Origin of the sequence: Rhodanobacter denitrificans, assembly GCF_003335105.1 — a bacterium.
GTDB lineage: Bacteria > Pseudomonadota > Gammaproteobacteria > Xanthomonadales > Rhodanobacteraceae > Rhodanobacter > Rhodanobacter denitrificans_A.
This window is the reverse complement of record NZ_QFWQ01000003.1, coordinates 74,459-98,538: the sequence shown is the minus strand read 5'-3', so window position 1 is coordinate 98,538 and position 24,080 is coordinate 74,459. Positions and strand designations below refer to the sequence as shown.

The 24,080-nt window shown below is 67.4% G+C and carries 20 protein-coding genes; 14 read left to right on the top strand and 6 right to left on the bottom strand.

Translation table 11 applies throughout. From position 1 onward, the window contains the following. The first annotated feature begins 26 nt into the window (after positions 1-26). A complete protein-coding gene (locus tag DEO45_RS02720; RefSeq protein WP_114340788.1) occupies positions 27-2,447 on the top strand; it encodes a GH92 family glycosyl hydrolase in 2,421 nt (806 codons plus the stop codon). An 81-nt stretch (positions 2,448-2,528) separates the two neighbouring features. On the opposite strand, the gene DEO45_RS02715 is transcribed toward DEO45_RS02720, so the two are convergent. Both DEO45_RS02715 and DEO45_RS02710 read right to left on the bottom strand, forming a co-directional pair. After that, positions 2,529-3,230 (bottom strand): pirin family protein, encoded by a 702-nt coding sequence (locus DEO45_RS02715; RefSeq protein ID WP_114340787.1) that lies wholly within the window; start codon positions 3,228-3,230, stop codon positions 2,529-2,531. Between the two features lie 126 nt (positions 3,231-3,356). Next, the gene (locus DEO45_RS02710; protein ID WP_114340786.1) at positions 3,357-4,913 is read right to left on the bottom strand and encodes an SDR family NAD(P)-dependent oxidoreductase; all 1,557 of its coding nucleotides are present in this window, start codon (positions 4,911-4,913) and stop codon (positions 3,357-3,359) included. A 276-nt stretch (positions 4,914-5,189) separates the two neighbouring features. Here DEO45_RS02710 and DEO45_RS02705 point away from each other — a divergent pair, with 276 nt between their 5' ends. The 3 genes from DEO45_RS02705 to DEO45_RS02695 all read left to right on the top strand — a co-directional run bounded on the left by DEO45_RS02705 (position 5,190) and on the right by DEO45_RS02695 (position 8,106). Then, positions 5,190-6,272 (top strand): hypothetical protein, encoded by a 1,083-nt coding sequence (locus tag DEO45_RS02705; RefSeq protein WP_223250764.1) that lies wholly within the window; start codon positions 5,190-5,192, stop codon positions 6,270-6,272. Between the two features lie 339 nt (positions 6,273-6,611). Next, positions 6,612-7,160: a cysteine hydrolase family protein gene (locus DEO45_RS02700; protein WP_114340785.1), complete on the top strand. Its 549-nt coding sequence runs from the start codon at positions 6,612-6,614 to the stop codon at positions 7,158-7,160. Then, positions 7,108-8,106 (top strand): GlxA family transcriptional regulator, encoded by a 999-nt coding sequence (locus DEO45_RS02695; RefSeq protein WP_223250763.1) that lies wholly within the window; start codon positions 7,108-7,110, stop codon positions 8,104-8,106. The genes DEO45_RS02700 and DEO45_RS02695 overlap by 53 nt, the downstream gene beginning before the upstream one ends. 86 nt (positions 8,107-8,192) lie before the next feature. Here the strand turns inward: DEO45_RS02695 and DEO45_RS02690 are convergent, their stop codons facing one another. From DEO45_RS02690 to DEO45_RS02680, 3 genes are all read right to left on the bottom strand, one after another. Next, entirely contained in the window at positions 8,193-9,398 is a 1,206-nt protein-coding gene (locus DEO45_RS02690; RefSeq protein WP_114340783.1) for an acetyl-CoA C-acyltransferase, read from the bottom strand. A gap of 140 nt (positions 9,399-9,538) precedes the next feature. Further along, a complete protein-coding gene (locus tag DEO45_RS02685; RefSeq protein ID WP_114340782.1) occupies positions 9,539-11,926 on the bottom strand; it encodes a 3-hydroxyacyl-CoA dehydrogenase/enoyl-CoA hydratase family protein in 2,388 nt (795 codons plus the stop codon). A 45-nt stretch (positions 11,927-11,971) separates the two neighbouring features. Beyond that, complete coding sequence (locus DEO45_RS02680) at positions 11,972-12,586, bottom strand: TetR/AcrR family transcriptional regulator (protein ID WP_114340781.1); 615 nt, start codon at positions 12,584-12,586, stop codon at positions 11,972-11,974. A 238-nt stretch (positions 12,587-12,824) separates the two neighbouring features. Between DEO45_RS02680 and ndk the strand changes: the two genes are divergently transcribed. The 8 genes from ndk to moeB all read left to right on the top strand — a co-directional run bounded on the left by ndk (position 12,825) and on the right by moeB (position 20,892). After that, positions 12,825-13,250, top strand: a complete 426-nt coding sequence (gene ndk, locus DEO45_RS02675; RefSeq protein WP_114340780.1) for a nucleoside-diphosphate kinase — start codon at positions 12,825-12,827, stop codon at positions 13,248-13,250. A gap of 68 nt (positions 13,251-13,318) precedes the next feature. After that, on the top strand, positions 13,319-14,464 hold the full coding sequence (gene rlmN / locus DEO45_RS02670) for a 23S rRNA (adenine(2503)-C(2))-methyltransferase RlmN (RefSeq protein WP_114340779.1): 1,146 nt from the start codon (positions 13,319-13,321) through the stop codon (positions 14,462-14,464). Continuing rightward, positions 14,454-15,242, top strand: a complete 789-nt coding sequence (gene pilW, locus DEO45_RS02665; RefSeq protein WP_114340778.1) for a type IV pilus biogenesis/stability protein PilW — start codon at positions 14,454-14,456, stop codon at positions 15,240-15,242. Before rlmN ends, pilW begins: the two co-directional genes overlap by 11 nt. Then, a complete protein-coding gene (locus DEO45_RS02660; RefSeq protein WP_114340777.1) occupies positions 15,239-16,240 on the top strand; it encodes a helix-turn-helix domain-containing protein in 1,002 nt (333 codons plus the stop codon). The genes pilW and DEO45_RS02660 overlap by 4 nt, the downstream gene beginning before the upstream one ends. Before the next feature lie 157 nt (positions 16,241-16,397). Next, positions 16,398-17,048, top strand: coding sequence for a YfgM family protein (locus DEO45_RS02655; RefSeq protein ID WP_114340776.1), 651 nt, complete (start codon positions 16,398-16,400; stop codon positions 17,046-17,048). 8 nt (positions 17,049-17,056) lie between these two features. Next, entirely contained in the window at positions 17,057-18,256 is a 1,200-nt protein-coding gene (gene bamB / locus DEO45_RS02650) for an outer membrane protein assembly factor BamB (protein ID WP_114340775.1), read from the top strand. A gap of 24 nt (positions 18,257-18,280) precedes the next feature. Further along, complete coding sequence (gene der, locus DEO45_RS02645; protein WP_114340774.1) at positions 18,281-19,684, top strand: ribosome biogenesis GTPase Der; 1,404 nt, start codon at positions 18,281-18,283, stop codon at positions 19,682-19,684. A gap of 38 nt (positions 19,685-19,722) precedes the next feature. Further along, positions 19,723-20,892 carry a molybdopterin-synthase adenylyltransferase MoeB gene (gene moeB / locus DEO45_RS02640; protein WP_114340773.1) on the top strand — a complete coding sequence of 390 codons (1,170 nt, stop codon included), beginning with the start codon at positions 19,723-19,725 and terminating at the stop codon, positions 20,890-20,892. Here the strand turns inward: moeB and DEO45_RS02635 are convergent, their stop codons facing one another. Continuing rightward, positions 20,893-21,462 (bottom strand): GNAT family N-acetyltransferase, encoded by a 570-nt coding sequence (locus tag DEO45_RS02635; RefSeq protein WP_223250761.1) that lies wholly within the window; start codon positions 21,460-21,462, stop codon positions 20,893-20,895. Between the two features lie 64 nt (positions 21,463-21,526). Between DEO45_RS02635 and folD the strand changes: the two genes are divergently transcribed. Together folD and guaB are read left to right on the top strand one after the other, a co-directional pair. Then, positions 21,527-22,396, top strand: a complete 870-nt coding sequence (folD, locus tag DEO45_RS02630; RefSeq protein WP_114340772.1) for a bifunctional methylenetetrahydrofolate dehydrogenase/methenyltetrahydrofolate cyclohydrolase FolD — start codon at positions 21,527-21,529, stop codon at positions 22,394-22,396. Positions 22,397-22,485: 89 nt separating this feature from the next. Next, entirely contained in the window at positions 22,486-23,943 is a 1,458-nt protein-coding gene (gene guaB, locus DEO45_RS02625) for an IMP dehydrogenase (protein WP_114340771.1), read from the top strand. Positions 23,944-24,080 lie beyond the last annotated feature (137 nt).

The following is a 24,080-nucleotide window of genomic DNA, read 5'->3' as shown; positions in this document are numbered from 1 at the left end:
CCCGAATACGCAACGGAGAACGCAGCATGGTGACACGCAGACGTTTCCTGCAGGGCGCTGCCGCATTGAGCCTGCTCGGCAGTCGCCTCGAACCGCTGGCGGCGTCCGCGGCGCCCCGCCACGGCGAGGCGCCGTCGCCGGCACCGGAGCCCGACGGCTTTGCCCGACACGTCGATGTCTTCATCGGCACCGGTGGCCACGGCCACGTCTATCCGGGCGCCACGCTGCCGTTCGGCATGGTGCAGCTCAGCCCCGATACCCATGATGCGGGCTGGGATGCCTGCTCGGGCTATCACCAGGGCGACGGCTCGATCATGGGTTTTTCGCACACGCATCTGAGCGGCACCGGCGCCAGCGACATGCTCGACGTGCTGGTGATGCCGGCGCAGGGCCCGGTGCTGCTGCAGCCCGGCAGCCGCGGCCTGCCGGAACTGAACTACCGTTCGCGCCACGACGGCGCCGCCGGCATCGGGCTTCCCGCCGGCAGCGTGGCGCAGCCCGGGCCGGGCTACCGCTCACGTTACGACCATGAGCAGGCGCAGCCGGGCTACTACCGGGTGCACCTCAAAGACCACGACATCCTTGCCGAGCTGACCGCGACGTTGCGGGCAGGACTGCACCGCTACACGTTCCGGGGCGAGGGCGGTGGCCACCTACTGGTCGACCTCGCGCACGGCTACCACGATGACGCCACGGTGCCGTGCAAGGTCAGCGATGCGCAGCTGAAGCTGGTCGGCAACGACACCCTGGTCGGCGAGCGCCGCGTGCACCAGTGGGCTGGCGGCCGACACATCCATTTCGCGATGAGGCTGTCGCGCCCCATCGCCCAGGCCACCTTGTACAGCGAGGATGCGCCGCTCCCTGCGGGCACCCGCGAGGCGCGCGGCACGCACCTGAAGGCCGCGCTGCACGTCGCGGAGATCGCCGCTGCGCCGCTGCTGGTCAAGGTCGGCATTTCCGGGGTCGACGTCGCCGGTGCACTGCGCAATCTCGATGCGGAAATACCCGGCTGGGACTTCGAGCCGGTGCGCCAGGCCGCCGCCGCGTCATGGGAACGCGAACTCGGCCGCATCCTCATCGACACGGTGTCCGAGGATATCCGCCGCATCTTCTATACCTCGCTCTACCACACGATGCTCGCGCCGACCCTGTTCAGCGACGTCGACGGCCGCTATCGCGGCATGGACCTGGCCGTGCACCAGTTGCCAGAGGGTGCCAGCAACTACAGCACCTACTCGCTGTGGGACACCTACCGGGCGCAGCATCCGCTGCTCACCCTGTACCAGCCCGAGCGCGTGCCGGACCTGGTCAACGGCCTGGTGCGGATGGCCGGCGAAAGCCCCGACGGCCCGCCGGTATGGCCGCTGCAGGGCGTGGAAACCGGCTGCATGATCGGTTACCACTCCGCCGTGGTGGTGGCCGAGGCGCAGGCGAAAGGCTTCACCGGCATCGACTACGCGGCGGCGTGGCCGCTGTTTCGCAAGCGCGCCATGGATGACGATTACCGCGGCCTGCCGTACTACCGCAGGCTCGGCTACATCCCCAGCGACAAGGAAGGCGAGGCGGTCAGCAAGACCCTCGAATACGCCTACGACGACTGGGCCGTCGCGCATCTTGCCGCGGCCGCCGGCGCGCACGCCGATGCCACCCGGCTACGCCACCGCTCGCGCAATTACCGGCACGTATTCGACCGCAAGCTCGGCTTTGTGCGACCGCGCGCGAGCGACGGCCACTGGCTGGAACCGTTCGATCCTCGCGGCATGGGCCATGCCGCGAAGTGGCGCGACTTCACCGAGTCGAACGCGTGGCAGGCAAGCTTCCTCAACCAGCACGACCTGTACGATTACATGAAGCTGTTTGGCGGCGAGCGGGCGTTCGAACACAAGCTGGATGCGCTGTTCAGCACCAGCTCGGCGCTGCCGGCCGACGCGCCGCCGGACATCGCCGGCATGGTCGGCCAGTACGCGCACGGCAACGAACCCAGCCATCACGTGGCCTACCTGTATGCGTATACCGGTTCGCACCACAAGACGCAGGCGCGGGTACGCTCGCTGCTGGAAACCATGTACGAGGCGCAGCCGGACGGACTTGCCGGCAACGAGGACTGCGGCCAGATGAGCGCCTGGTACGTGATCAGCGCGCTGGGCCTGTACGCGGTCGATCCGGTCAGCGCGAACTACGTGTTCGGCAGCCCGCTGGTCGATCACGCGGAGATCGAGCTGGGCACCGGACGCAAGCTGACGGTCCTGGCGCCGGGCAACGGGCCCGGCAACCCGTACATCCAGTCGGTCAGCTGGAACGGCCGCCCATGGAGCCGCAGCTGGATCAGCCATGCCGAGCTGGCTGGGGGCGGCACCCTGGTGTTCCAGATGGGCAGTACGCCGAACCTGCAATTCGGCGCGGCCGCGGCGGATCGGCCGCCGTCGTTCGGCAAGGCTGCCGGCTAGCCTGACATGACGTAGCCGAGTCCGGACGTGTACCGGACCCGGCGCGTCGAAAAAGTGCAGAAGGACTTTTTCGATATTCTGCTAGGGCGCCGTGTCGACCAGCACCAGCTCGGCATCGTCGATCGCGGTGATGCGCAGCGTCGATTCGTTGCGGATCGCGGCGCCGTCGCGGGCGTCCAGCTTCACGCCGTTGAGGTCCACCTTGCCGGTGGCCGGCACCAGGTAGGCGTACCGACCGGGGCCCAGCGCGTACCCGGTGCTTTCACCGGCCTTGAGCGTGGCGCCCAGCACGCGCGCGTCGGTGCGCAGCGGCAACGCCTCGGTGTCCTCCTTGAAGCCGCTGGCCAGCGCCACGAAACGGCCGGAACGATCCCCCTTGGGAAACGGTCGCGCACCCCACGACGGCGGTTTGCCGTTCTCGTCGGGGATGATCCAGATCTGGAAGATGCGCGTGGTCACGTTCTCCAGGTTGTACTCGGCGTGGGTGATGCCGCTGCCCGCGCTCATCACCTGCACGTCGCCGGCCTCGGTGCGGCCCTCGTTGCCCAGGCTGTCCTTGTGGCTGATCGCGCCTTCGCGCACGTAGGTGATGATCTCCATGTCCGCGTGCGGATGCGGCGGGAAGCCGGTCTGCGGCGCGATGGTGTCGTCGTTCCACACGCGCAGCGCGCCCCAGCCCATGCGCTTGGCGTCGTGGTAGCTGGCGAACGAGAAATGATGCTTGGCGTCGAGCCAGCCATGGTTCGCCCCACCCAGGCTGGCGAAAGGTCTGCGTTCAATCACGGCGGTACTCCTCGATGTTCACTGCGCCAGCATGGCGCCGATGCAACATAAGGGTAGGCGTTCCCGCCTGAAACGGGCGCGAAGGAAACGGATTGTCGCCGCCGCCGAACGCCGCCGGCCGGCCGCCTACCAGTCGGTCGGCCGGTAGTCCTTCAGGAACTGGCCCCACACGTGCTCGCCGGTGTTGATGCCGTGGATGATCGGGTCGACGATGCGGGCGGCGCCGTCGACGATGTCCAGCGGCGGGTGGAAGCGTTCCTCCAGCACCTTCCTCGCGGCCAGCTCGGCCGGGTCCTCGTCGGTCACCCAGCCGGTGTCGACGCTGTTCATGTGGATGCCGTCGTTGTGGTAATCGGTGGCCGAGGTGCGCGTCATCATGTTCAGCGCGGCCTTGGCCATGTTGGTGTGCGGATGGCGGGTGGTCTTGAAGCTGCGGTAGAACTGGCCTTCCATCGCCGACACATTGACGATGTGCTTGTCGCGCTCGCCGGTGCGCAGCATCAGCGGCTTCAGCCGTGCGTTGATGATGAACGGCGCGATCGCGTTCACCAGCTGCACCTCCAGCAATTCCACCGACGGCACTTCGGCCATCAGCAGCCGCCACGAATTGCGCTGGCGCAGGTCTACCTGCTGCAGGTCCTGGTCCAGCCGGCCTTCGGGGAACAGGTGGCTCTGTGCCAGCAGTTCCTCCGGCAGCAGCGGCAGCTGGGACAGCTCGGCGGCGCGGGTCAGGCCCGGCAGGTTCGTCGCGGCGCCGGTCTCGGGCAGGATGTTCGAGCCGCGCAGGCCTTCGTAATGGCCGACGAGCCGGCGCACGTGCTCGGGCAGCTCGTGCAGCGCGGCGGTCTCGCCTTCCATCATGTGCGCGTAGAACTCCGGCGGCCGGCGCACGGTCTGGCAGGCGTTGTTGATGATGAAGTCCAGCCGCGGCCGGGTCGCTACCAGCTCCTGGCAGAACGCTTCGACGCTCGGCGTGTGGCGCAGGTCGAGGCCGTAGACCTGCAACCGGTGGCCCCAGTCGGCAAAGTCGGGCTCTTCCGCGTAGCGCGCCGCCGAGTCGCGCGGGAAACGGGTGGTGACGATCAGCTCGGCGCCGGCGCGCAGCAGCTTCAGCCCGGCCTGGTAGCCGATCTTCACGCGGCCGCCGGTGAGCAGCGCCACGCGACCGCTCAGGTCGGCCAGCTCGCCGCGCTTGGCGTAGTTGAACGCGGCGCAATCCGGGCACAACTGGTCGTAGAAGAAGTGGATCGCCGCGTATTTCTGCTTGCATACGTAGCAATGCTTCGGTTCGACCGACTCGCGCGGCTGCGCGGCATCGGCCTGGGGCGGGACATCGTGCGGCAGGAAGCCCTCCGGCACGAACACGTTCGGCGTGGTGAACACCGGCCTGCGGCGCAAGGTGCGGATGCCGGTCTGGTTCAGCACGGTTTCTTCGGCCTCCACCTTCGAGGCGTGGCGTGCCTTGTCGGCGGCCTTCAGCTTGATCCGGCGCGCCACCGGGTCGGGGTGGTAGACCTGCGCCACCGCCTGGTGCAGGCGCTGGCGATCCCCGGCCGGCAGCCGGTCCAGCAGTTGCCGGTCGGCCGCCACCGATTCCAGCAGCGTCGCCGCGGCGCGCAGGCGCTCCAGCAGATCGGTATCCGCGTCGTCGGGCGAGGGCAGGGGGCCGGGCTTGATGGTCAAGGAGGGATCCGTCGTGATGGGGCGAGGCGTCGCCAACCGCCTATTTTGCCTGTTTTGAACTGGTTTTCGGGGATCGCTGCGGTGGGGGTCATAGCCTTTGCCGGGTCACCAAGCAGAAACGGATTTTTGGAATTGGGATATTGCGCACACTTCGATGGCATGACTAATGCTGAACTAACACCGTAACCGCCTGGGCTGGGCGGTAGTGGTACCCGGGCAGAGTACGGCGCTGGCAGGATCGAGCGTCAGGCTGCCCACAGCAACGAAGGTCCCCGCGTGTCGATAGCAGCAAGTGCGCATATAGAAGAGGCCGCCACGGCCCGGTCGGTTGCTGTTTCCCTTCCCCCCGTCGATGCCCTGCTGGGTGACCTGCCCACGGCGCACCGTGCCCTGCCGATCGGCCACCGCGTGGCCGGGCAGGGTTGCCATGGCGCGAAAGTGGGCCACCGGTTACATGCGGCGGCACGCGTCCGCTTCGTCTACTTTCCGTCGGTGGACGGGGATGATGGTCGAGCGGTCTCCCACCCGCACCTGACGCTTGCCGAAGTCCTGCTGGACCGCGTGCTGGCTGCCCACGCCGCCGGCCTGCGGCCGATGGCTCCCTCGCTCGACTACGCCGCCGAGGCGCGCGCCACGGTGCGGCCGCCGCGCCGCATGTTCCACCCGGCCACGCTGGAGTACCGCCGCTGGTATCGCACGGATGGCAGCGCACGCACCCAGCCATTGACCCGCGAAGCGCTCGCGCTGCGGCTGGCGGCTACCGACGAGCTGTCGATGAAGGAGGCGCGGGCCCGCGTCGCACGGCGTTCGCATGCGCTGCCGGCAGCCGACCAGGCATGGCTGGTCGATCGCCGCCACACGCCGCTGGAGCGGCGCCCGCTCAACCAGGCGGAGTTCCGGATGCTGGTGAATGCCCTCGACGCCATCTGGGAGGCTTCGGGCGGCAGCTCGCACATGGACGGCGTGAACCGCCGGATCGCGTTGCGCGCGGTCGCCGTGCTGGGCAACCTGCTGGACGAGTACGTCGCCTCGCCATTCCAGTCCGCCGCGCTGGGTGACATCTTCAACGAGTACCACCTGGCGCACCTTTGCCGGACCATCGAGAACTCGCGGCAGGCCGAATCCGCCTCGTGCGTCCTGCTGGCCGGGCCCAAGGCCTGGTTCGCCGCCAAGTCGGCACGGATGCGCGCCGAACACCAGGTCGGCCTGGCCAAGTCACCGGCGGCTTCCGCCACGATGCGCCTGTCGGAGCGCCCGGTCGTCGCCGTGATCGGCGGCCGCCTGCACATGTTCGTGGGCGGCCGGCGACCTGGTGCCCTCGTAGCGCCGCCCGCACCGACCTACGCCACGTTCGGCTGAGCCGCCGGCACATCCACCGCTGAGCCAGCAACGCGCCGAGCTGACGTTGCCGGCCGCGGACGGCATCTAGGCCGTCAGCGGTTTCACTGATCCGGGATGAAGAAGAACGGCGCCGTATCACTACGGCGCCTTTCTCTTTCCCGCTGCCATCGCTCGCGGCTGGCCTGCGTTGATCGGTCTGGCCGCGAACAGACCGGAGCATTCATTGGACCCGCGTCGAAGCTCCTGCGCCGGGGCGGCGAACGTGGCCGGATCGGTCCGCTCACGGTCCGGCATGGTGCTCGCTGGCGGTTGGCCGGCTGCCTAAAGTGACGGCTCCCTCAACCATGGAGTCGCCCCATGCCTGATACCCCCGCCTTGTTGGTCATCGATGTGCAGCAGTCGTTCCTGCGTGCGCCGTACTGGCGTGAGGACGACGTGCCGGTGTTCCGCGAGAACTTGTTGAAGCTGATCGATGCGGCAGCCGCGCGCGGCTGGCCGGTGGTGCGCATCCTGCACGAGGACGGCGATGCGCATTTCACCGCGGCGTCGGGCCTGGTGAAGCCGATGGCGTGGGTGCCGGACGCGCACGACGTGGTGTTCCACAAGCAGGTGCACAACGCGTTTACCGGCACGAGCCTGGAGTCGTGGCTTCGCGAGCGCGGCATCGGCCGGGTGATCATCAGCGGCATCCGCACCGAGCAGTGTTGCGAGACCACCGCGCGGGTGGCCTCCGATCTCTGCTTTGCCGTGGACTATGTGACCGAGGCGACGCTGACGTTTCCGATGGTCCACGCCGGCAGCGGAAGCCACTACGATGCGAAGGACATCAAGCAGCGCACGGAACTGGTTCTGGATGGCCGCTTCGCCCGCATTCGCACCGTCGATGAAGTCCTCGCCGATCACTGAGGTGTGCTTCGTGCTGCCGCCGGCGCTGATCCTGCTGGATCTCGCCGGCGCCGCCGATGCGTTCCGCATCGCCGTCTCGATGGGCCTGCCGGTGCGCCTGCGCATGCTGGCACCGATTGCGGGCGGCGAAGCTGCCACGACGGCGCTGGGTTTGGGGTTGGCCGGCATCGAGCCGTTGCCGGCGCAGCTGGACGATCACGCGATGATCGTGGTGTGCGGCGCCACCGGCAGCGGCGAGGAGGTGTTGTCCTCGCCCGCCAGCAAGGCCCTGGTCGCATGGCTGCAACAACGTGGCGGCCACGGCCGGCGACTTGCCTGCGTGTGCTCTGGCGCATTACTGGCCGCGGCCGCCGGGTTGCTCGACGGTCGCCGGTGCACCACCCATCACAGCCTGCTCGACACGCTGCGCCTGCTGGCGCCGACGGCCGAGGTGCTGGACAGCCGCGTGTTCGTCGAGGACGGCGAGGTGTACACCAGCGCCGGCATCACCGCCGGCATCGATCTGGCGCTGCATCTGATCGCCGGCTTGGGCTCGTCGCGGCTGGCCGCCGCGGTAGCGCGCGAAATGGCCGTCTATATGCGGCGTGCGTCGGGCGATCCCGCGCTGTCGCCGTGGCTGGAAGGGCGCAACCACATGAACACGGCCATCCACCACGTGCAGGATGCGCTGACCAGGGCACCCGACCAGGAATGGCCGCTGGCGCGGCTGGCCGATATTGGCCATATGAGCGTGCGCAGCCTGACGCGGCATTTCCGCGAAGCCAGCGGCATGTCGATCAACCGCTACCATGCCCGCCTGCGGCTGGCGCTCGCCCGCCAGGCGCTGGCCAACGGCGACAGCGTGGAGCGCGCCGCCGAACGTGCCGGACTGGGGTCGGCACGCCAGCTACGCCGGTTGTGGTCGACCCATGCCAGCGACAGCCCGGCGTCGGCGCGTCGGCGTTGAGGGTGGCTGCGGCGTTCCACGGGCCGTAGCCGGAAACGGCGCCGTATCGCTACGGCGCCGTTCGTCGCTGCAGGCTTGTCAGGCGATTACAGCGCTTCGAACACGCCCGCCGCACCCATGCCGGTGCCGATGCACATCGTCACCATGCCGTACTTCTGCTTGCACCGGCGCATGCCGTGCACCAGCGTGGCTATGCGCACCGCGCCAGTGGCACCGAGCGGATGGCCGAGCGCGATGGCGCCGCCGAGCGGGTTGACCTTGGCCGGATCGAGCTTGAGGTCGCCGATCACGGCCAGCGCCTGGGCGGCGAAGGCTTCGTTGAGTTCGATCCAGTCGAGCTGGTCCTGGCTGATGCCGGTCTGCTTGAGCGCCTTGGGGATCGCTTCCTTCGGGCCGATGCCCATCACCTCGGGTTTCACGCCGGCGACGGAGAAGCCGACGAAGCGGGCCAGCGGTTGCAGGTTGTATTGCTTGATCGCCTTTTCGCTGGCAAGCAGCACGGCGCCGGCGCCGTCGGACATCTGGCTGGAGTTGCCGGCGGTGACGGTGCCGCCGAACTGGCCGTTGCGGAACACGGTCTTGAGCTTGGCCAGCACTTCCAGCGTGGTGCCTGCGCGCGGACCCTCGTCGTTCCCGATCAGGCGGCTGTCGGTGACGATGCCGCGGGTGGCGAGGTCGGGGTAGTGGTCGGCGAGCTGGAACGGGGTGATCTCGTCCTTGAATTCGCCAGCGGCCTGGGCGGCGAGCGCGCGACGGTGGCTTTCCACCGAGAACGCGTCCTGCTGCTCGCGGCTGACCTTCCACTGCTTGGCGACGTTCTCGGCGGTGATGCCCATGCCGTAGGCGATGCCGATGTGCTCGTTGTCGAAGATGGCCGGGTTCATCGCCACCTTGTGGCCCATCATCGGCACCATGCTCATGCTTTCGGTGCCGCCGGCGAGCATCAGGTCGTCCAGGCCCAGGCGGATGCGGTCGGCGGCCATCGCCACCGACTGCAGGCCGGAGGAGCAGAAGCGGTTGACGGTGACGCCGGGCACGGTGTCGGGCAGGCCGGCCAGCAGCAGGCCGATGCGCGCCACGTTCATGCCTTGCTCGGCCTCGGGCATGGCGCAGCCGATGATGACGTCGCCGATCTGGTGCGGGTCGATGCCGGGCGCCTGCGCCATCACGGCGCGGATCACGTGGGCGAGCATGTCGTCGGGGCGGGTGTTGCGGAACACTCCGCGCGGCGCCTTGCCGACCGGGGTGCGGGTGGCGGCGACGATGTAGGCGTCTTGGATTTGCTTGCTCATGGTTCTTGCTCCGTGGCGTCGCGCTTGATAGCGGCGACGCACTTCAGTTTTTGATCGTCATCCCTGCGCAGGCAGGGATCCAGTGTCGTAGACGTAAACCAAAGTCGCTGGGTCCCGGCCTTCGCCGGGACGACGAGCGGTCAGTTCCGCAGCGGCTTGCCGGTGGTCATGGTGTGGGCGATGCGGGCCTGGGTTTTCTCGGTTTTGGCGAGTTCCACGAAGTGCTTGCGCTCCAGCGCCAGCAGCCATTCCTCGTCCACCGCGGAGCCACGCTCGATCACGCCGCCGCACAGGGTGTCGGCGATGCGCCGGGCGATTTCCACGTCGTGTTCGGAGGCGAAATAGCCGGCTTGCAGGTTGGCCAGCGAGGCGCGGAAGGTGGCGGTGCCCACGTCGCCGGCCACCGGGATGGCGCGCTGGTACAGCGGCGGGCGGTAGCCGGATTCGGCCAGCGCATTGGCGACCTGCTTGGCCACGTAGAGCAGCTCGTAGGCGTTGAACACCACCACGTCGCTGTCGCGCAGCAGGCCCAGACTCTTCGCCTCGAACGCGCTGGCGGAGACCTTGGCCATCGCCACGGTCTCGAACACCTTCTTCAATTCCTCGAACGGATCGGCCGGATTGGCCTTCGCGGCGCGCACGGCCAGCTCGTGCAGGCCGCCGCCGGCCGGCAGCAGGCCGACGCCGGCCTCGACCAGGCCGATGTAGCTTTCGAGTGCCGCAACAGTCCGGGCGGAGTGCATCTGGAATTCGCAGCCGCCGCCGAGCGCCAGGCCGCGCACGGCGGACACCACCGGCACCAGCGCATGCTTGATGCGCATGCTGGTGCGCTGGAAGTTGGCGACCATCTTCTCGAAGTCGTCGAACCTGCCGGCCTGCAGCAGGCCCAGCGCGCCCTTGAGGTCGGCGCCGGCGGAGAACGGCTCGGAGTCCTGCCAGATCACCACCGCCTTGAGCTTCTCCTCGGCGATGCCGATGGCGTGCTGGATGCCGTCGAGCACCTGGTCGTTGACCGTGTGCATCTTGGTCTTGAACGAGATGATGCCGATGCCGTCGTCGCCCAGCATCCACAGGCGAATGCCGTCGTTCTCCCACACGGTGCTGCCGGTGTCGAACTTCTCGCCCAGGATCGGGTCGGGGAACAGCTGGCGCCGGTACACCGGGTGCTGCGAGCGCGGCTTGTCGGTGTTGGCGCTGGCCGAATACGAGCCGGCCTTGCCGTGCACGCCGCTGCGGCCGTCGGTGACCCAGGCGGGCAGCGGCGCCTTGCTCATGGCCTTGCCGGCGGCGATGTCCTCGGCGATCCAGCCGGCGACCTGCTGCCAGCCGGCGGCCTGCCAGGTCTCGAACGGCCCGAGTTTCCAGCCGTAGCCCCAGCGGATAGCGAAATCCACGTCGCGCGCGGTGTCGGCGATGTCGGCCAGGTGGTAGGCGGTGTAATGGAACAGGTCGCGGAAGGTGGCCCACAGGAACTGCGCCTGCTTGTCGCTACTGGCACGCAGCTTGGCGAACTTCTCGGCCGGATTCTTGATGGCGAGGATGGCGGCCACTTCGTCCGAGGCCTTCTGCTCGGAAACGCGGTAATCCTGCCTGGCCACGTCGAGCACGACGATGTCCTTGCCGGCCTTACGGTAGAAGCCCGCGCCAGTCTTCTGGCCCAGCGCGCCTTTCTCGATCAGGCCGGCCAGCCACACCGGCGCCTTGAAGTACGCGTGCCACGGATCGTCGGGCAGGGTGTCAGCCATGGTCTTGATGACGTGCGCCATCGTGTCGAGACCGACCACGTCGGCGGTGCGGTAGGTGGCGCTCTTGGGGCGGCCCACGGCCGGGCCGGTGAGCGCGTCGACCACGTCGAAGCCCAGCCCGAACTGTTCGGTGTGGTGCATGGTGGCCAGCATCGAGAACACGCCGATGCGGTTGCCGATGAAGTTGGGCGTGTCACGGGCGATCACCACACCCTTGCCGACGGTGGTGACGAGGAAGGCTTCGAGGCCGTCGATCACGTTCCGGTCGGTGAGCCGGGTCGGGATCAGCTCGACCAGGTGCATGTAGCGCGGCGGGTTGAAGAAGTGCACGCCGGAGAAGCGGTGGCGCATTTCTTCCGGCAGCGCCTCGGCCAGCGTGTTGATCGACAGGCCGGAGGTGTTGGAAGCGATGATCGCGGTCTTCGACAGGTGCGGGGCGATCTTCCGGTACAGGTCGAGTTTCCAGTCCATCCGTTCGGCGATCGCCTCGATCACCAGGTCGACATCTTTCAGGTGGTCCAGGTCGTCGTCGTAGTTGGCCGAGATGATCGCGCTGGCGAGGTTCCTGTCAGCCAGCGGCGCCGGCGACAGCTTGGCCAGGTTGGCGATGGCCTTCAGCGCGATGCCGCTCTTCGGGCCGTCCTTCGCGGGCAGGTCGAACAGGACAGTCTCGACGCCGGCGTTGGTCAGGTGCGCGGCGATCTGCGCGCCCATGACACCGGCGCCCAGCACGGCGGCCTTGCGGATGCGCAGCGCTGATGTGGGTGAGGATGCAGCGGTCATTGGCTTCTCCGAAATGGTGCAAGCGGGTTGGATCTGGGGATGAGGTCAGGGATGGCTGAGCCCGGCGACGGCAAAGCGAACCAGGTGCTGGACGGTCTGCTCGCGATGCGCGTGCTCGCTGACGTCGCTCTTGCGCTGGATCATGCCGAAGCCGGACATCGCGTGGGTCAGCGCGCCGGTGACGAGGTCGATGCGCCAGTACAGCTCCGGTTTGCTCAGCTGCGGCAGCAGGCGGGCGAATTCGGCGGTGAACTGGCGCATCACGTGGCCGTAGTTGGTGGACAGGAACTGGCGCAGGCTGTCGTCATGCTCGGCGAACGCGCGCGCCAGCACGCGCATGAAAAGCGCGCCGCTGTTGTCGTGGGACAGTTCGAGGGCAGGGCGGATGTAGGCCTCAAGCACGTCCTCGAGCGTGGTGCCCGGGGCGCCGGCGACCTTGGCCAGGGCAACCAGCCGGCTCTCGTTCAGTGCGTCCAGACGGCGCCGAAACACCTCCTCGACCAGCTTGTCCTTGGAGCCGAAGTGGTAGTTGACCGCCGCCAGGTTCACGCCCGCGGCGGCGGTGAGCTGGCGCAGCGAGGCGCCTTCGAAACCGCGCTGGGCGAACAGGAGTTCGGCGGCGCCGAGTATCCGTTCCTTGGTCGAGCCGGAGCTGTTCACGGGAGAACCATCCATCGGCCGCGGGCCGGTTCAAACGATCGTTTGAGCATACGCGGACAGTTCCGCGGTCGTCAAACGGTCGTTTGTTGCAAATACCCGCCGACTTGCGTATGAGTTAGAATCTGTCAAACTTTCGTGAGTTAAATCCGCAACCTCTGTCGGATTTAGCCGAATTCTCGCCGGCCGGGGGCCGGCCACGACCCCATTCCATCCATCCGTTTTCCCGGAGCAGACCCGCATGGCGCTGGAGCGCACCCTTTCCATCATCAAGCCCGACGCCGTTGCCAAGAACGTCATCGGCGAAATCTACGCTCGTTTCGAAAAGGCCGGTCTCAAGATCGTCGCCGGTCGGATGAAGCAACTGTCGCGCCTGGAAGCCGAAGGCTTCTATGCCGTGCATCGCGAGCGCCCGTTCTTCAAGGCGCTGGTCGAGTTCATGATCTCCGGCCCGGTGATGATCCAGGTGCTGGAAGGCGAGAACGCCGTGCTGGCCCATCGCGACCTGATGGGTGCCACCAACCCGAAGGAAGCCGCACCGGGCACGATTCGCGCCGACTTCGCCGATTCCATCGACGCGAATGCCGTGCACGGCTCCGACGCGGTCGAGACCGCCAAGGTGGAGATTTCCTATTTCTTCGCTGCGACGGACGTGTTGTCCAGGTAATTTTTGCGCTCGTCCGTGAGCGCGAAGATCAAAAAGCGGCCATCCGTGGCCGCACTCTTCAGAAAATCATGAATCAGGTCACTGCCACTTCATCCGGTCCGATGGCCGCCAAGGTCAACCTGCTCGATTTCGATCGCCAGGGCCTGCGTGATTTCTTCGCGCAGCTCGGCGAGAAGCCGTATCGCGCCGAGCAGGTGATGAAGTGGATCTACCATGATCTGGAAGACAACTTCGAGAACATGACCGACGTGGGCAAGGCGCTGCGCGCCAAGCTCACCGAGGCGTGCTACATCGGCGCACCGAACACCCTGCTGGACAAGGCCGCCACCGACGGCACGCACAAGTGGCTGCTGGGCATGGACAAGGGCAACGCGGTCGAGACCGTGTACATCCCCGAGCCGACCCGCGGCACCCTGTGCGTGTCCTCGCAGATCGGCTGTGCGCTGAACTGCCAGTTCTGCTCGACCGGCGCACAAGGCTTCAACCGCAACCTGTCCACCGCCGAGATCATCGGCCAGGTGTGGGTGGCGGCGAAGTACCTGGGCAACGTCACCCACCAGAACCGCCGCATCACCAACGTGGTGATGATGGGCATGGGCGAGCCGCTGGCCAATTTCGAGAACGTGGTGCGGGCGATGAAGTTGATGCGCGACGACCTCGGTTTCGGGCTGGCGTCGAAGCGGGTCACGTTGTCCACTGCCGGCATGGTGCCGTTGATCGACGAACTGTCCGATGCCATCGATGTGTCGTTGGCGGTGTCGCTGCACGCGGCCAATGACGAGCTGCGTACCGAACTGGTGCCGCTCAACAAGCGCTACCCGATCGCCGAACTGCTCGCGGCCTGCCAGCGCTGGATCGCGCGCAAGCCGCGCACCTCGATCACCTTCGAGTACACCCTGATGAAGGGCGTCAACGACCAGCCCGAGCACGCACGCCAGCTGATCAAGCTGATGCGCAAGCTGCCGACCTGCAAGGTCAACCTGATTCCGTTCAACCCCTTCCCGGGCACCCGTTTCGAGCGCTCGGACGCGGGCACGATCCACGAGTTCCAGACGCAGCTGCTCAATGCCGGCGTGCTGACCATGCTGCGGCGTACCCGCGGCGACGACATCGATGCGGCCTGCGGCCAGTTGGCCGGGCAGGTCACGGATCGCACCCGGCGCAGTGCCGGTCTGCGCAAACGGCAGGACGAGGGGACATTGCATGCGATTTGACCGGGCATTGCTGATTTGCCTGTCGCTGCTGCTGGCCGGCTGCGTCACCACGCGCACCGACAGCAGTTCGCTGGGCAAGAACATGCCGCAGGCCAGCAAGGCCGACCAGGCGCAGGATGCCGCCCGGATCCACACCGAACTGGGCCAGCGCTACCTGGCCTCCGGTGACCTGCAGACCGCCCTGGAAAAACTGACCAAGGCCCTGCAGTTCGACCCCAATTACGCGCCGGCGCACACCGTGATTGCGGTGCTGTACGAACGAATCAACAATTTGCCCGAAGCCGAGCAGCATTACCGCAGGGCTGTGGAGCTGGAACCGGCCAAGGGCGCGCCGAACAACAACCTTGGCGTGTTCCTCTGCCATGTGGGAAAGATCGCCGAGGCAAACGGCTATTTCCAGAAAGCCGTCGCCGACCCCTTCTACCAGACCCCGGACGTGGCGCTGACCAATGCCGGCGTGTGCCAGCTGCGCGCGCACGACGTCGCCGGGGCCGAAGCGAGTTTTCGTGACGCCATCGTGCGAAATCCGAAAAACGCAGAGGCACTCTTCCAGCTTGCCAACACGCTTTATCAGAACGGAAATGCGTTTCGCGCCAGGGCCTTCATCCAGCGGTTCGATGCGCTGGATCAGCCGACTGCCGCATCGCTCAAGCTAGGCCACGACATCGAATCCAGTCTGGGCAACACGGAAGGCGCCCACAACTACCGCAAGCGATTGCTCAGCCAGTTCCCGGACTCGGAGCAGGCGCACGCCCTTGACACTACCGCCAGCCAATGACTTCCATCCAGCCACATCCGACCGCGCAGGGTTCGAGTGAGCCCGAGTTGTTCGGCATCAATTTGTCCGACATGGATGTGTCGTCGACAAGCCCTCACACGGTAAGTTTCGGCAACCGCCTGCATGCGGCGCGTGAAGTTCGCGGCCTGGACCTGGAAACCTGCGCGCATCAGCTGAAACTGCCCGCCCGCGTGCTGCGCCGGCTCGAGCGCGACCAGTACGACGGCATCGATTCGAAGATCTACCTCGGCAGCTACATCGGCAAGTACGCCCGGCATCTCGGCCTCGACGAGGCGTCGGTCCAGGCCGAACTCGATCGCATCAAGCAGGTCGAGCCACCGCTGGTGGCCACCGGCGGCATTTCGCATTCGCGCTTCCTGCTGGATCGCTATGCCACGGCAGCGACCTATGTCGTGCTGACGGCGGTGATCGTTGTACCGATGATCTGGCTGGGCGTGCGCGGCACGCTGGATCGCGACCTCAGCCATTTTGCGCCGCTGGATGCCGCCCCGGTGGCACAGCTGGATGCGCCGTCGCCGCCCGCCGCCGCCGTCGATGGCGCCAGCAAGCCGGTGCTTTCGTCGCCGCCGAAGGTGACGCCGCCCGCTGAGCAGGATCAGCCGCTGCTGGCTTCGATGGCGCCGTTCCCGAATCTGGAAAACACCAATCTGGCCTCCGCCAAGCCCAGCAGCGCGCCGCCCACGCCGGCCGTCGATGCCGGCGCCGGCGGCCACAGTCTGAGCTTGCGCCTTTCCGCCGCCAGCTGGGTCGAGGTGGTCCAGGCCGACGGTTCGCGGTTGGAATACGGGCTGCTGCCGGCCGGCAGCAGCAAGACCTACCGCAGCGACCAGTCGCTGGACGTGCGCATCGGCAATGCAAGCGGCGCGCAGGTCAGCATCGACGGCGCATCGGTGGGCCTGGACGAATTCAGGCGCGCCAACGTAGCTCGTTTCCGCATGCAGATGCAGGACGGCAAGGCCTCCGCGGCCAGCCTCTGATCACCATCGGCGGCCGCTGCGGGCGGCCCATTTCGGTTATGCTTGCCCACTTGGTTCGCCCGGCAACGGGCGGGCACGACGGGCATTTCCTTTTTCTGTCCACCGCGCCGGCACGTGCACGCGTCCTCGGGTGCGCGGCCTCTTGAATGGTGATCGCATGGCATTTGAAGAATACGACAAGTACGAACAGAGCGAACTGGTTCAGAAGTGGCTGCGCGAAAATGGCATGTCGATCGTCGTGGGCATCGCGATCGGCCTGGTCGGCATCTTCGGTTGGCAGCAGTGGCGCAACCACCAGGCAAAACAGGAGGGTGACGCCGCGCAGCTCTATCAGCAGGCGCAGATCGCCACCGCCTCCGGCAAGCCGGACACCGCCGCGCAGCTGACCGACCGGCTGATGAAGGATTATGCCAAGTCGCCCTTTGCCGTATTTGCCGTCAGCGATCGCGCCAGGCAGCAAGTGCAGGCCGGCCAGCTTGACAAGGCCGAGGCATCGCTGGAGTGGGCCGAGAGCCATGCCGCGGCTCCCGAGCTGAAATCGCTGACGCTGCTGCGCATCGCCCAGGTGGAACTGGCGCGCGACAACGGCAAGCAGGCGCTGGCCACGCTCGACCGCATCCCGGCCGGCAGCTATCAGGGCCTGGCGCAGGAACTCCGCGGTGATGTGCTGGTCAAGCTTGGACGCTCCGACGAAGCGCGCAAGGCCTATCAGGCAGCCTTGTCGACGTTGGGCGAGGAAGCGCCGCAACGGGGTGCCTTGCAAATGAAACTCGATGATCTGGCCGTGGACGGGAAGCAGGGTGCATGAAACCTGAAATGATGAAACGTGTCTTGCTGATCACGCTGGCCTCATTGGTAAGCCTTGCCGGGTGTCATTCGTTCAAGAAGGAAAACGTCCAGCCGCCGACCCCGCTGGCGAAGGATTTCAAGCCCACCGTGCAGGTCACCCGCCTGTGGCGCAACAGCGTCGGCGATGGCGCCGGCACCAGCGGCGCGCGCCTGCGTCCGACCGTGGTGGATGGCGTGCTCTACGCCGACAGCACGGACGGCAAGCTGGCGGCGTTCGACGCCAGCAGCGGCAAGACGCTGTGGTCGAAGAGTTCGAGTACCCATGGCTGGTTCGGCTGGGGTGACAAGAAGCGCAAGGACGCGATGTACGCCGGCGGCCCTGCGGTCAATGGCGACCTGCTCGCCGTCGGCACGCTGGACGGCCACGTCTACGGCGTCAATGCGAAGGACGGCAGCCCGCGCTGGGAAGTCGAGGTGAATTCCGAGGTGCTGGCGTCGCCGGTGGTCGTCGACAATCTCGTGGTGGTGCGCACCAGCGATGGCCGTGTCTACGCGCTGGATGCCGCCAATGGCGAACGTCGCTGGGTGTACGACCAGGGCACCGTGCCGCTGCTCAGCCTGCGCGGCAATGGCGCGCTGCTGGTCGCCAACGGCGTGCTGTTCTTCGGCAGCGACGATGGCAAGCTGATTGCGCTGCGCCTGGACAACGGCACCAAGTTGTGGGAGCAGAAGCTCGCCAGCGGCGAAGGCCGCACCGAGATCGACCGCCTGAGCGACGCCGACGGCGCGATCTTGCTGGACGGCAGCACGCTCTACGGTGCCGCCTACCACGGCAACCTGATGGCGGTGGACGGCCCCAGCGGTCGCCCGCTTTGGTCGCACCCGTTCTCCAGCTTCGGTTCGCTCGCGGTCAGCGGAAATGCCGTGTTCGGCGCCAACGACGAGTCGGTGGTGTGGGCGTTCGACAAGAGCGGCGGTTCCGATCTCTGGAAGAACGATGCATTGAAGTACCGCTGGGTCACCGGTCCGGCGGTGCAGGGCAACTATGTCGTGGTTGGCGACCTGGAAGGCTACGTGCACTGGTTGCAGACCGGCGACGGCGCGCTGGCAGCGCGCGAGCGACTGTCGAAGAAGGCGATCCGCGCCCAGCCGCTGGTGGTGGGCGATGTCGTCTACGTCGAGGACGTTGAGGGCCGCATCGGCGCCTACCGTCTGTCCTCGCCCTGATTTTGCCTTAACGTAGTCCTCATCATGCTGCCTGTCGTTGCGCTGGTCGGTCGTCCGAATGTCGGTAAATCGACCCTTTTCAACGTGCTGACGCGCAGCCGTGACGCCTTGGTGGCCGACATGCCGGGCGTTACCCGCGATCGTCACTACGGCGTATGCCGCACCGGCGGGCGGCCGTTCGTGGTGGTCGACACCGGCGGGTTGTCCGGTACCGAAGACGCCATGGACGTGCTGACTGCGAAGCAGGTGCGGCTGGCGATCGAGGAAGCGAACGTGCTGGTGTTCGTGGTCGACGCCCGCGATGGCCTGCTGCCGCAGGACTACGTGATCCTCGGCGAGCTGCGGCGCAGCGGCAAGCCGATCGTGGCGGTGGTCAACAAGACCGACGGTCTCGACGTGCAGACCGTGCTGGCCGAATTCTCCGCCTTCGGCATCGGCAGCACCCTGCCGCTGTCTGCAGCGCACAATCGCGGCACCGATGAGCTGATTCACGTCCTGCTGCCGCTGCTGCCGGCCGACGAGGCAGGTGCAGCTGCCGAAGAGGGCGAGGACGACAGCATCCGCGTCGCCATCGTCGGCCGCCCGAACGCCGGCAAGTCGACCCTGATCAACCGGCTGCTGGGCGAGGAGCGGCTGATCGTTTCCGACGTGGCCGGCACCACGCGCGACCCGATCCGGGTGCCGCTGGAGCGCGACGGCAAGCGTTACACCCTGATCGACACCGCCGGCATCCGGCGCAAGTCGCGGGTCGAGGAGGCGGTGGAGAAGTTCAGCGTCATCAAGACGCTGCAGTCGATCGCCGCGGCCCAGGTCGTGGTGGTGATGATCGACGCCCGCGAGAACCTCGCCGACCAGGATCTCACCCTGATCGGCTACGCGATGGACGAGGGCAGGGCGCTGGTCATCGCGATCAACAAGTGGGACGACATGGATTCGTACCAGCGCGACGAGTGCCGCCGCGCGCTGGATCGCCGGCTGGTGTTCGTCGACTGGGCCAAGCAGGTGCAGATTTCCGCGCTGCACGGATCGGGCCTGCGCGAGCTGATGCGTGCGGTGGTGCGCGCGCATGCGTCGGCGACCAAGGTGCTGGTGTCTTCCGACCTCACCAAGACGCTGGAAAAGGCCTACGAGAGCTACCAGCCGCCGCTGGTGAACGGCCATTCGCCGAAGCTGCGCTTCGCCCATCCCGGCGGCACCAATCCGCCGACCATCGTGATCCACGGCACCCGCACCAAGCACATCGCGCCAGCCTACCAGCGCTACCTGGAAAACTTCTTCCGCAAGCGCTACAAGCTGGAAGGCACGCCGATCCGCATCGTGTTCCGCGAGGGCGAGAACCCGTATGCCGGGCGCAAGAAAGTGCTGACCAAGGAGCAGCAGCACAAGGCGCGGCGCCGTCTCAGCGAACTGATCAAGCGCACGCGCTGAGTCGCGCGGTGCCGCGAGCCGGCGGGTAAACTGGTGCGATGAGCGAATCGTTGAATCGCGAAACCTGGCTGGACGCATTGCGCGGTCGCATCGTCGAGATCGCGCCGGCCCAGGCGCTGGCCCGCCAGGCGCAAGGCGCCCTGCTGATCGACGTGCGCGAGGATGCCGAACGCGCCGCCGGCATGCCTGCCGATGCGCTGGGTCTGTCGCGGGGCTTCCTCGAGTTGCGCATCGAACAGGTCGAGGCGAGCCGCGACCGTCCGTTGCTGCTCCTGTGCGGCAGCGGCCAGCGCTCGCTGCTGGCGGCCGAAGCCCTGCAACGCCTCGGCTATCGCGAGGTCTGCTCGGTGGCTGGCGGTTTCCAGCGCTGGAAGGCCGAAGGCCTGCCGGTTTCCGCCAGCATGCTCGATGCGGACGCCGCCGAACGCTACGCCCGGCAACTGTGCCTGCCGCAGGTGGGGGAGGCCGGGCAGGCGCGTCTGGCAGCCGCGAAAATCGTCCTGCTCGGTGCGGGCGGCCTCGGTGCGCCGGCGGCGTTGTACCTGGCTGCCGCCGGGGTCGGCCAGCTCACCCTGATCGACGACGACAGGGTCGAGCGTTCCAACCTGCACCGCCAGGTGATCCATGCCGACGCCCGCGTCGGCATGGCCAAGACCGAGTCGGCGCGGATCACCTTGCAGGCGCTCAACCCGCGCGTCCGCGTCGAGCTGCGCAACGAACGCCTGCAGGCGGACAACGTGGAGCGCTTGCTGGCCGGCCACGACCTGCTGGTCGACGGCGCCGACAATTTTCCCGCGCGCTATCTGCTGGCTGCCGCCTCGCAGCGCCTGAAGCTGCCGATGGTCTACGGCGCAGTGGAACGCTTCAGCGGCCAGCTCAGCGTGTTCGATCCGCGCCGCGTCGATTCGCCGTGCTACCGCTGCCTGTTCCCCGAGCCGCCGGCCGCCGCCGACGCGCCGAATTGCAGCGAGGCGGGCGTGCTCGGCGTGCTGCCGGGCATCGTGGGCCTGCTGCAGGCCACCGAGGCGCTGAAGCTGATCCTCGGTCTGGGCGAGCCGCTGGTCGGCCGTCTGCTGGGCTTCGACGCGCTCGGCATGCACTTCCGCGAGACGCGCCTGCCACGCGATCCGGATTGCCCGGGTTGCGGCGCGGGTGCCGTATTCGGCGGCTACGCGGACATCGCCCGACTCTGCAGCGCGGCGGCCTAGCTAGCCCAGGTCCGTCGGGATCAGGCCGTAGACGCGGGCATCCTGCGCCTGTCCGCCCATCCACAGCCGTTGCCGCGCCACTCCCTCGAACCGCGCGCCGACCCGTTCGGCGGTGTGCTGGCTGGCGCGGTTGCCGGGCAGGATGACGATCTCGATCCGCACCAGCCCCAGCTGTTCGAAACCGAACCGTGCCACCAGGGCCGCGGCGGCGGCCGCCAGTCCTTTCCCCTGGCGTGACTGGCGCACCCAGTAGCCGAGATTGGCGCTGCGGTGAAGCGGATTGTGCTGGTTGAGGCCGATGCTACCCAGCAAGTGGCCGGAGTCCGCCTCGAACATCGCGAACGCCTGGATCTCGCCGGAGTGCCAGCCGGCCCGGCAGTGCGCTACCCATGCATCGGCGTCGTCCGCGCCGTAGCCGGCATGGCACCAAGGCAGCCAGCGGCCGACCGTCGCCACCGACTCGCGTGCCGCTTCGACGAGGGCATCGGCATCGCGCTCCTGCCAGGGGCGCAGGCGCAACCGGCCATCGGTCAGTTCCAGCATCGCGGGCAAGGTGCCGTCGGTGTCCATGCGTGCCGTTTGTGCGCTTCGGGCCAAGCCCGGATAATGGCGAACTTTACACGCAGGCACCGACATGAGCGCACGCATCCTCGACGGCAAACGCATCGCGCAGGAACTGCTCGAGCGCATCGGCTTGCGCGTCGCCCAGCGCGTCGCGCAGGGATTGCCTGCACCGGGGCTGGCGGTGGTGCTGGTGGGCAGCGATGCGGCGTCGTCGGTATACGTGCGCAACAAGCGCAAGGCCTGCCACCAGGTCGGCTTTCGCTCGTTCGACTACGACCTGCCGGCGACGACCAGCCAGGACGAACTGTTCGCCCTGATCGACCGGCTCAATGCCGACCCGGACGTGCACGGCATCCTGGTGCAGTCGCCGCTGCCGGAACATATCGACGAAGACGCGCTGGTCGATCGCATCGACCCGGCCAAGGACGTCGACGGTTTCCAGGCGATCAACGTGGGCCGCCTGGCTCTGCGCCGCTTCGGCCTGCGCCCGTGCACGCCGAAGGGCGTGATGACCCTGCTCGGGCACACCGATCGCCCGGTACGCGGCCAGCACGCGGTGGTGGTCGGCGTGTCCAACCACGTGGGCCGCCCGCTGGTGCTGGAGCTGATGATCGCCGGTTGCACCACCACCAGTTGCCATCGCTTCACCCGCGACCTGGAAATTTTCGTGCGCCAGGCCGACATCGTGATCGTCGCCGTGGGCAAGCCCGGGCTGGTGAAGGGCGAATGGATCAAGCCCGGTGCCGTGGTGATCGACGTGGGCATCAACCGGCTCGACGACGGCCGCCTGGTCGGCGACGTGGAATTCGCCCCGGCTGCCGAGCGCGCCAGCTGGATCACTCCGGTGCCCGGCGGCGTTGGCCCGATGACGGTGGCCACGCTGATGGAAAACACGCTGGAAGCCGCGGAGGCGCGCACGGCGCCGCACCGGGTCGCCTGACCGATCGATTGGTGCTGCATTCAGCCGCACGTCTGGCGAGCATGCCGGCAGGGCGCGTATAATCTCCTCTTTGCAGCGGGACTTTTCGCATGCGCATCCTCGCCGAGGCCCTGACCTACGACGACGTCTACCTCGTTCCGGGCCATTCCGTCGTGCTTCCCCGCGACGTCGACACTTCCACCCACTTCACCCGCAACCTGCGCCTGAACATCCCGATCGTGTCCGCCGCGATGGACACGGTCACCGAGGCGCGGCTCGCCATCACCATGGCGCAGAACGGCGGCATCGGCATCATCCACAAGAACATGACCGCCGAGCAGCAGGCCGCGGAAGTGCGCCTGGTGAAGAAGTTCGAGGCCGGCGTGATCCGCAGTCCGATCACCGTGGGCCCGGACACCTCGATCCGCGAGGTGCTGCGGTTGACCCACGCGCACAACATTTCCGGCGTGCCGGTGGTCGAGGGCAGCAAGCTCGTCGGCATCGTCACCAGCCGCGACATGCGCTTCGAGCGCAAGCCCGACGATCCGGTGCGCAACATCATGACCCGCCAGGACAAGCTGGTCACGGTGAAGGAAGGCGCCAGCCAGGACGAGGTGCTGCAGCTGCTGCACCGGCATCGCATCGAGAAGGTGCTGGTGGTCAACGACGCGTTCCAGCTGCGCGGGCTGATCACCGTGAAGGACATCCAGAAGGCGCGCGACAATCCGTATGCGGCCAAGGACAGCCATGAGGCGCTGCTGGTCGGCGCCGCGGTGGGCGTGGGCGGAGACACCGAGCAGCGCGTGGCCGCGCTGGTCGACGCCGGCGTCGACGTGCTGGTGGTGGACACCGCGCACGGCCATTCGCAGGGCGTGATCGAACGCGCCGGCTGGGTCAAGAAGCACTACCCGCAGGTGCAGGTGATCGCCGGCAACATCGTCACCGGCGAGGCGGCCCGCGCGCTGCTCGACGTGGGCGTGGACGCGGTCAAGGTGGGCGTGGGCCCCGGCTCGATCTGCACCACCCGCGTGGTCGCCGGTGTCGGCGTACCGCAGATCACCGCGATCGACCTGGTCGCCACCGCGCTGAAGGACGAGATCCCGCTGATCGCCGACGGCGGCATCCGCTACTCCGGCGACATCCCCAAGGCGCTCGCCGCCGGTGCGTCCAGCGTGATGCTCGGCTCGATGTTCGCCGGCACCGAGGAATCGCCGGGCGAGGTGGAACTGTTCCAGGGCCGCTCGTACAAGAGCTACCGCGGCATGGGCTCGATCGGCGCGATGCAGCTCGGCTCGAAGGATCGCTACTTCCAGGACGAGGCCGACGCCGACAAGCTGGTGCCGGAAGGCATCGAAGGCCGGGTGCCGTACCGCGGCCCGCTGCGCAACATCATCCACCAGCTGATCGGTGGCTTGCGCGCGTCGATGGGTTACCTGGGCGCGGCCACCATCGACGACGTGCGGCACAAGGCGCAGTTCGTCAAGGTGACTTCCGCCGGCGTCACCGAGGCGCACCCGCACGACATCCAGATCACCAAGGAAGCGCCGAATTACCGGCTCAACTCGTGAAGCGGGTTCCCGTCATTGGCTGGCCCGATTGAGCCGTCATTCCGGCTAAAGCCGGAATGACGCGCATGAGCTTCATCCTCAGGTCGGAGCGCGATGGCGTACCGACCTTTCTCATTTCAGACCCCGGATTTCCGCCG

What these genes read in the sequence shown, in the direction of transcription:
- DEO45_RS02720 (WP_114340788.1), top strand. Translation starts at nt 27, where the DNA reads ATGGTGACACGCAGACGTTTCCTGCAGGGCGCTGCCGCATTGAGCCTG.
- DEO45_RS02700 (WP_114340785.1), top strand. Translation starts at nt 6,612, where the DNA reads ATGCCTGATACCCCCGCCTTGTTGGTCATCGATGTGCAGCAGTCGTTC.
- DEO45_RS02695 (WP_223250763.1), top strand. Translation starts at nt 7,108, where the DNA reads ATGGCCGCTTCGCCCGCATTCGCACCGTCGATGAAGTCCTCGCCGATC.
- DEO45_RS02690 (WP_114340783.1), bottom strand. Translation starts at nt 9,398, where the DNA reads ATGAGCAAGCAAATCCAAGACGCCTACATCGTCGCCGCCACCCGCACC.
- DEO45_RS02685 (WP_114340782.1), bottom strand. Translation starts at nt 11,926, where the DNA reads ATGACCGCTGCATCCTCACCCACATCAGCGCTGCGCATCCGCAAGGCC.
- ndk (WP_114340780.1), top strand. Translation starts at nt 12,825, where the DNA reads ATGGCGCTGGAGCGCACCCTTTCCATCATCAAGCCCGACGCCGTTGCC.
- rlmN (WP_114340779.1), top strand. Translation starts at nt 13,319, where the DNA reads ATGAATCAGGTCACTGCCACTTCATCCGGTCCGATGGCCGCCAAGGTC.
- pilW (WP_114340778.1), top strand. Translation starts at nt 14,454, where the DNA reads ATGCGATTTGACCGGGCATTGCTGATTTGCCTGTCGCTGCTGCTGGCC.
- DEO45_RS02660 (WP_114340777.1), top strand. Translation starts at nt 15,239, where the DNA reads ATGACTTCCATCCAGCCACATCCGACCGCGCAGGGTTCGAGTGAGCCC.
- DEO45_RS02655 (WP_114340776.1), top strand. Translation starts at nt 16,398, where the DNA reads ATGGCATTTGAAGAATACGACAAGTACGAACAGAGCGAACTGGTTCAG.
- bamB (WP_114340775.1), top strand. Translation starts at nt 17,057, where the DNA reads ATGATGAAACGTGTCTTGCTGATCACGCTGGCCTCATTGGTAAGCCTT.
- der (WP_114340774.1), top strand. Translation starts at nt 18,281, where the DNA reads ATGCTGCCTGTCGTTGCGCTGGTCGGTCGTCCGAATGTCGGTAAATCG.
- moeB (WP_114340773.1), top strand. Translation starts at nt 19,723, where the DNA reads ATGAGCGAATCGTTGAATCGCGAAACCTGGCTGGACGCATTGCGCGGT.
- DEO45_RS02635 (WP_223250761.1), bottom strand. Translation starts at nt 21,462, where the DNA reads ATGGACACCGACGGCACCTTGCCCGCGATGCTGGAACTGACCGATGGC.
- folD (WP_114340772.1), top strand. Translation starts at nt 21,527, where the DNA reads ATGAGCGCACGCATCCTCGACGGCAAACGCATCGCGCAGGAACTGCTC.
- guaB (WP_114340771.1), top strand. Translation starts at nt 22,486, where the DNA reads ATGCGCATCCTCGCCGAGGCCCTGACCTACGACGACGTCTACCTCGTT.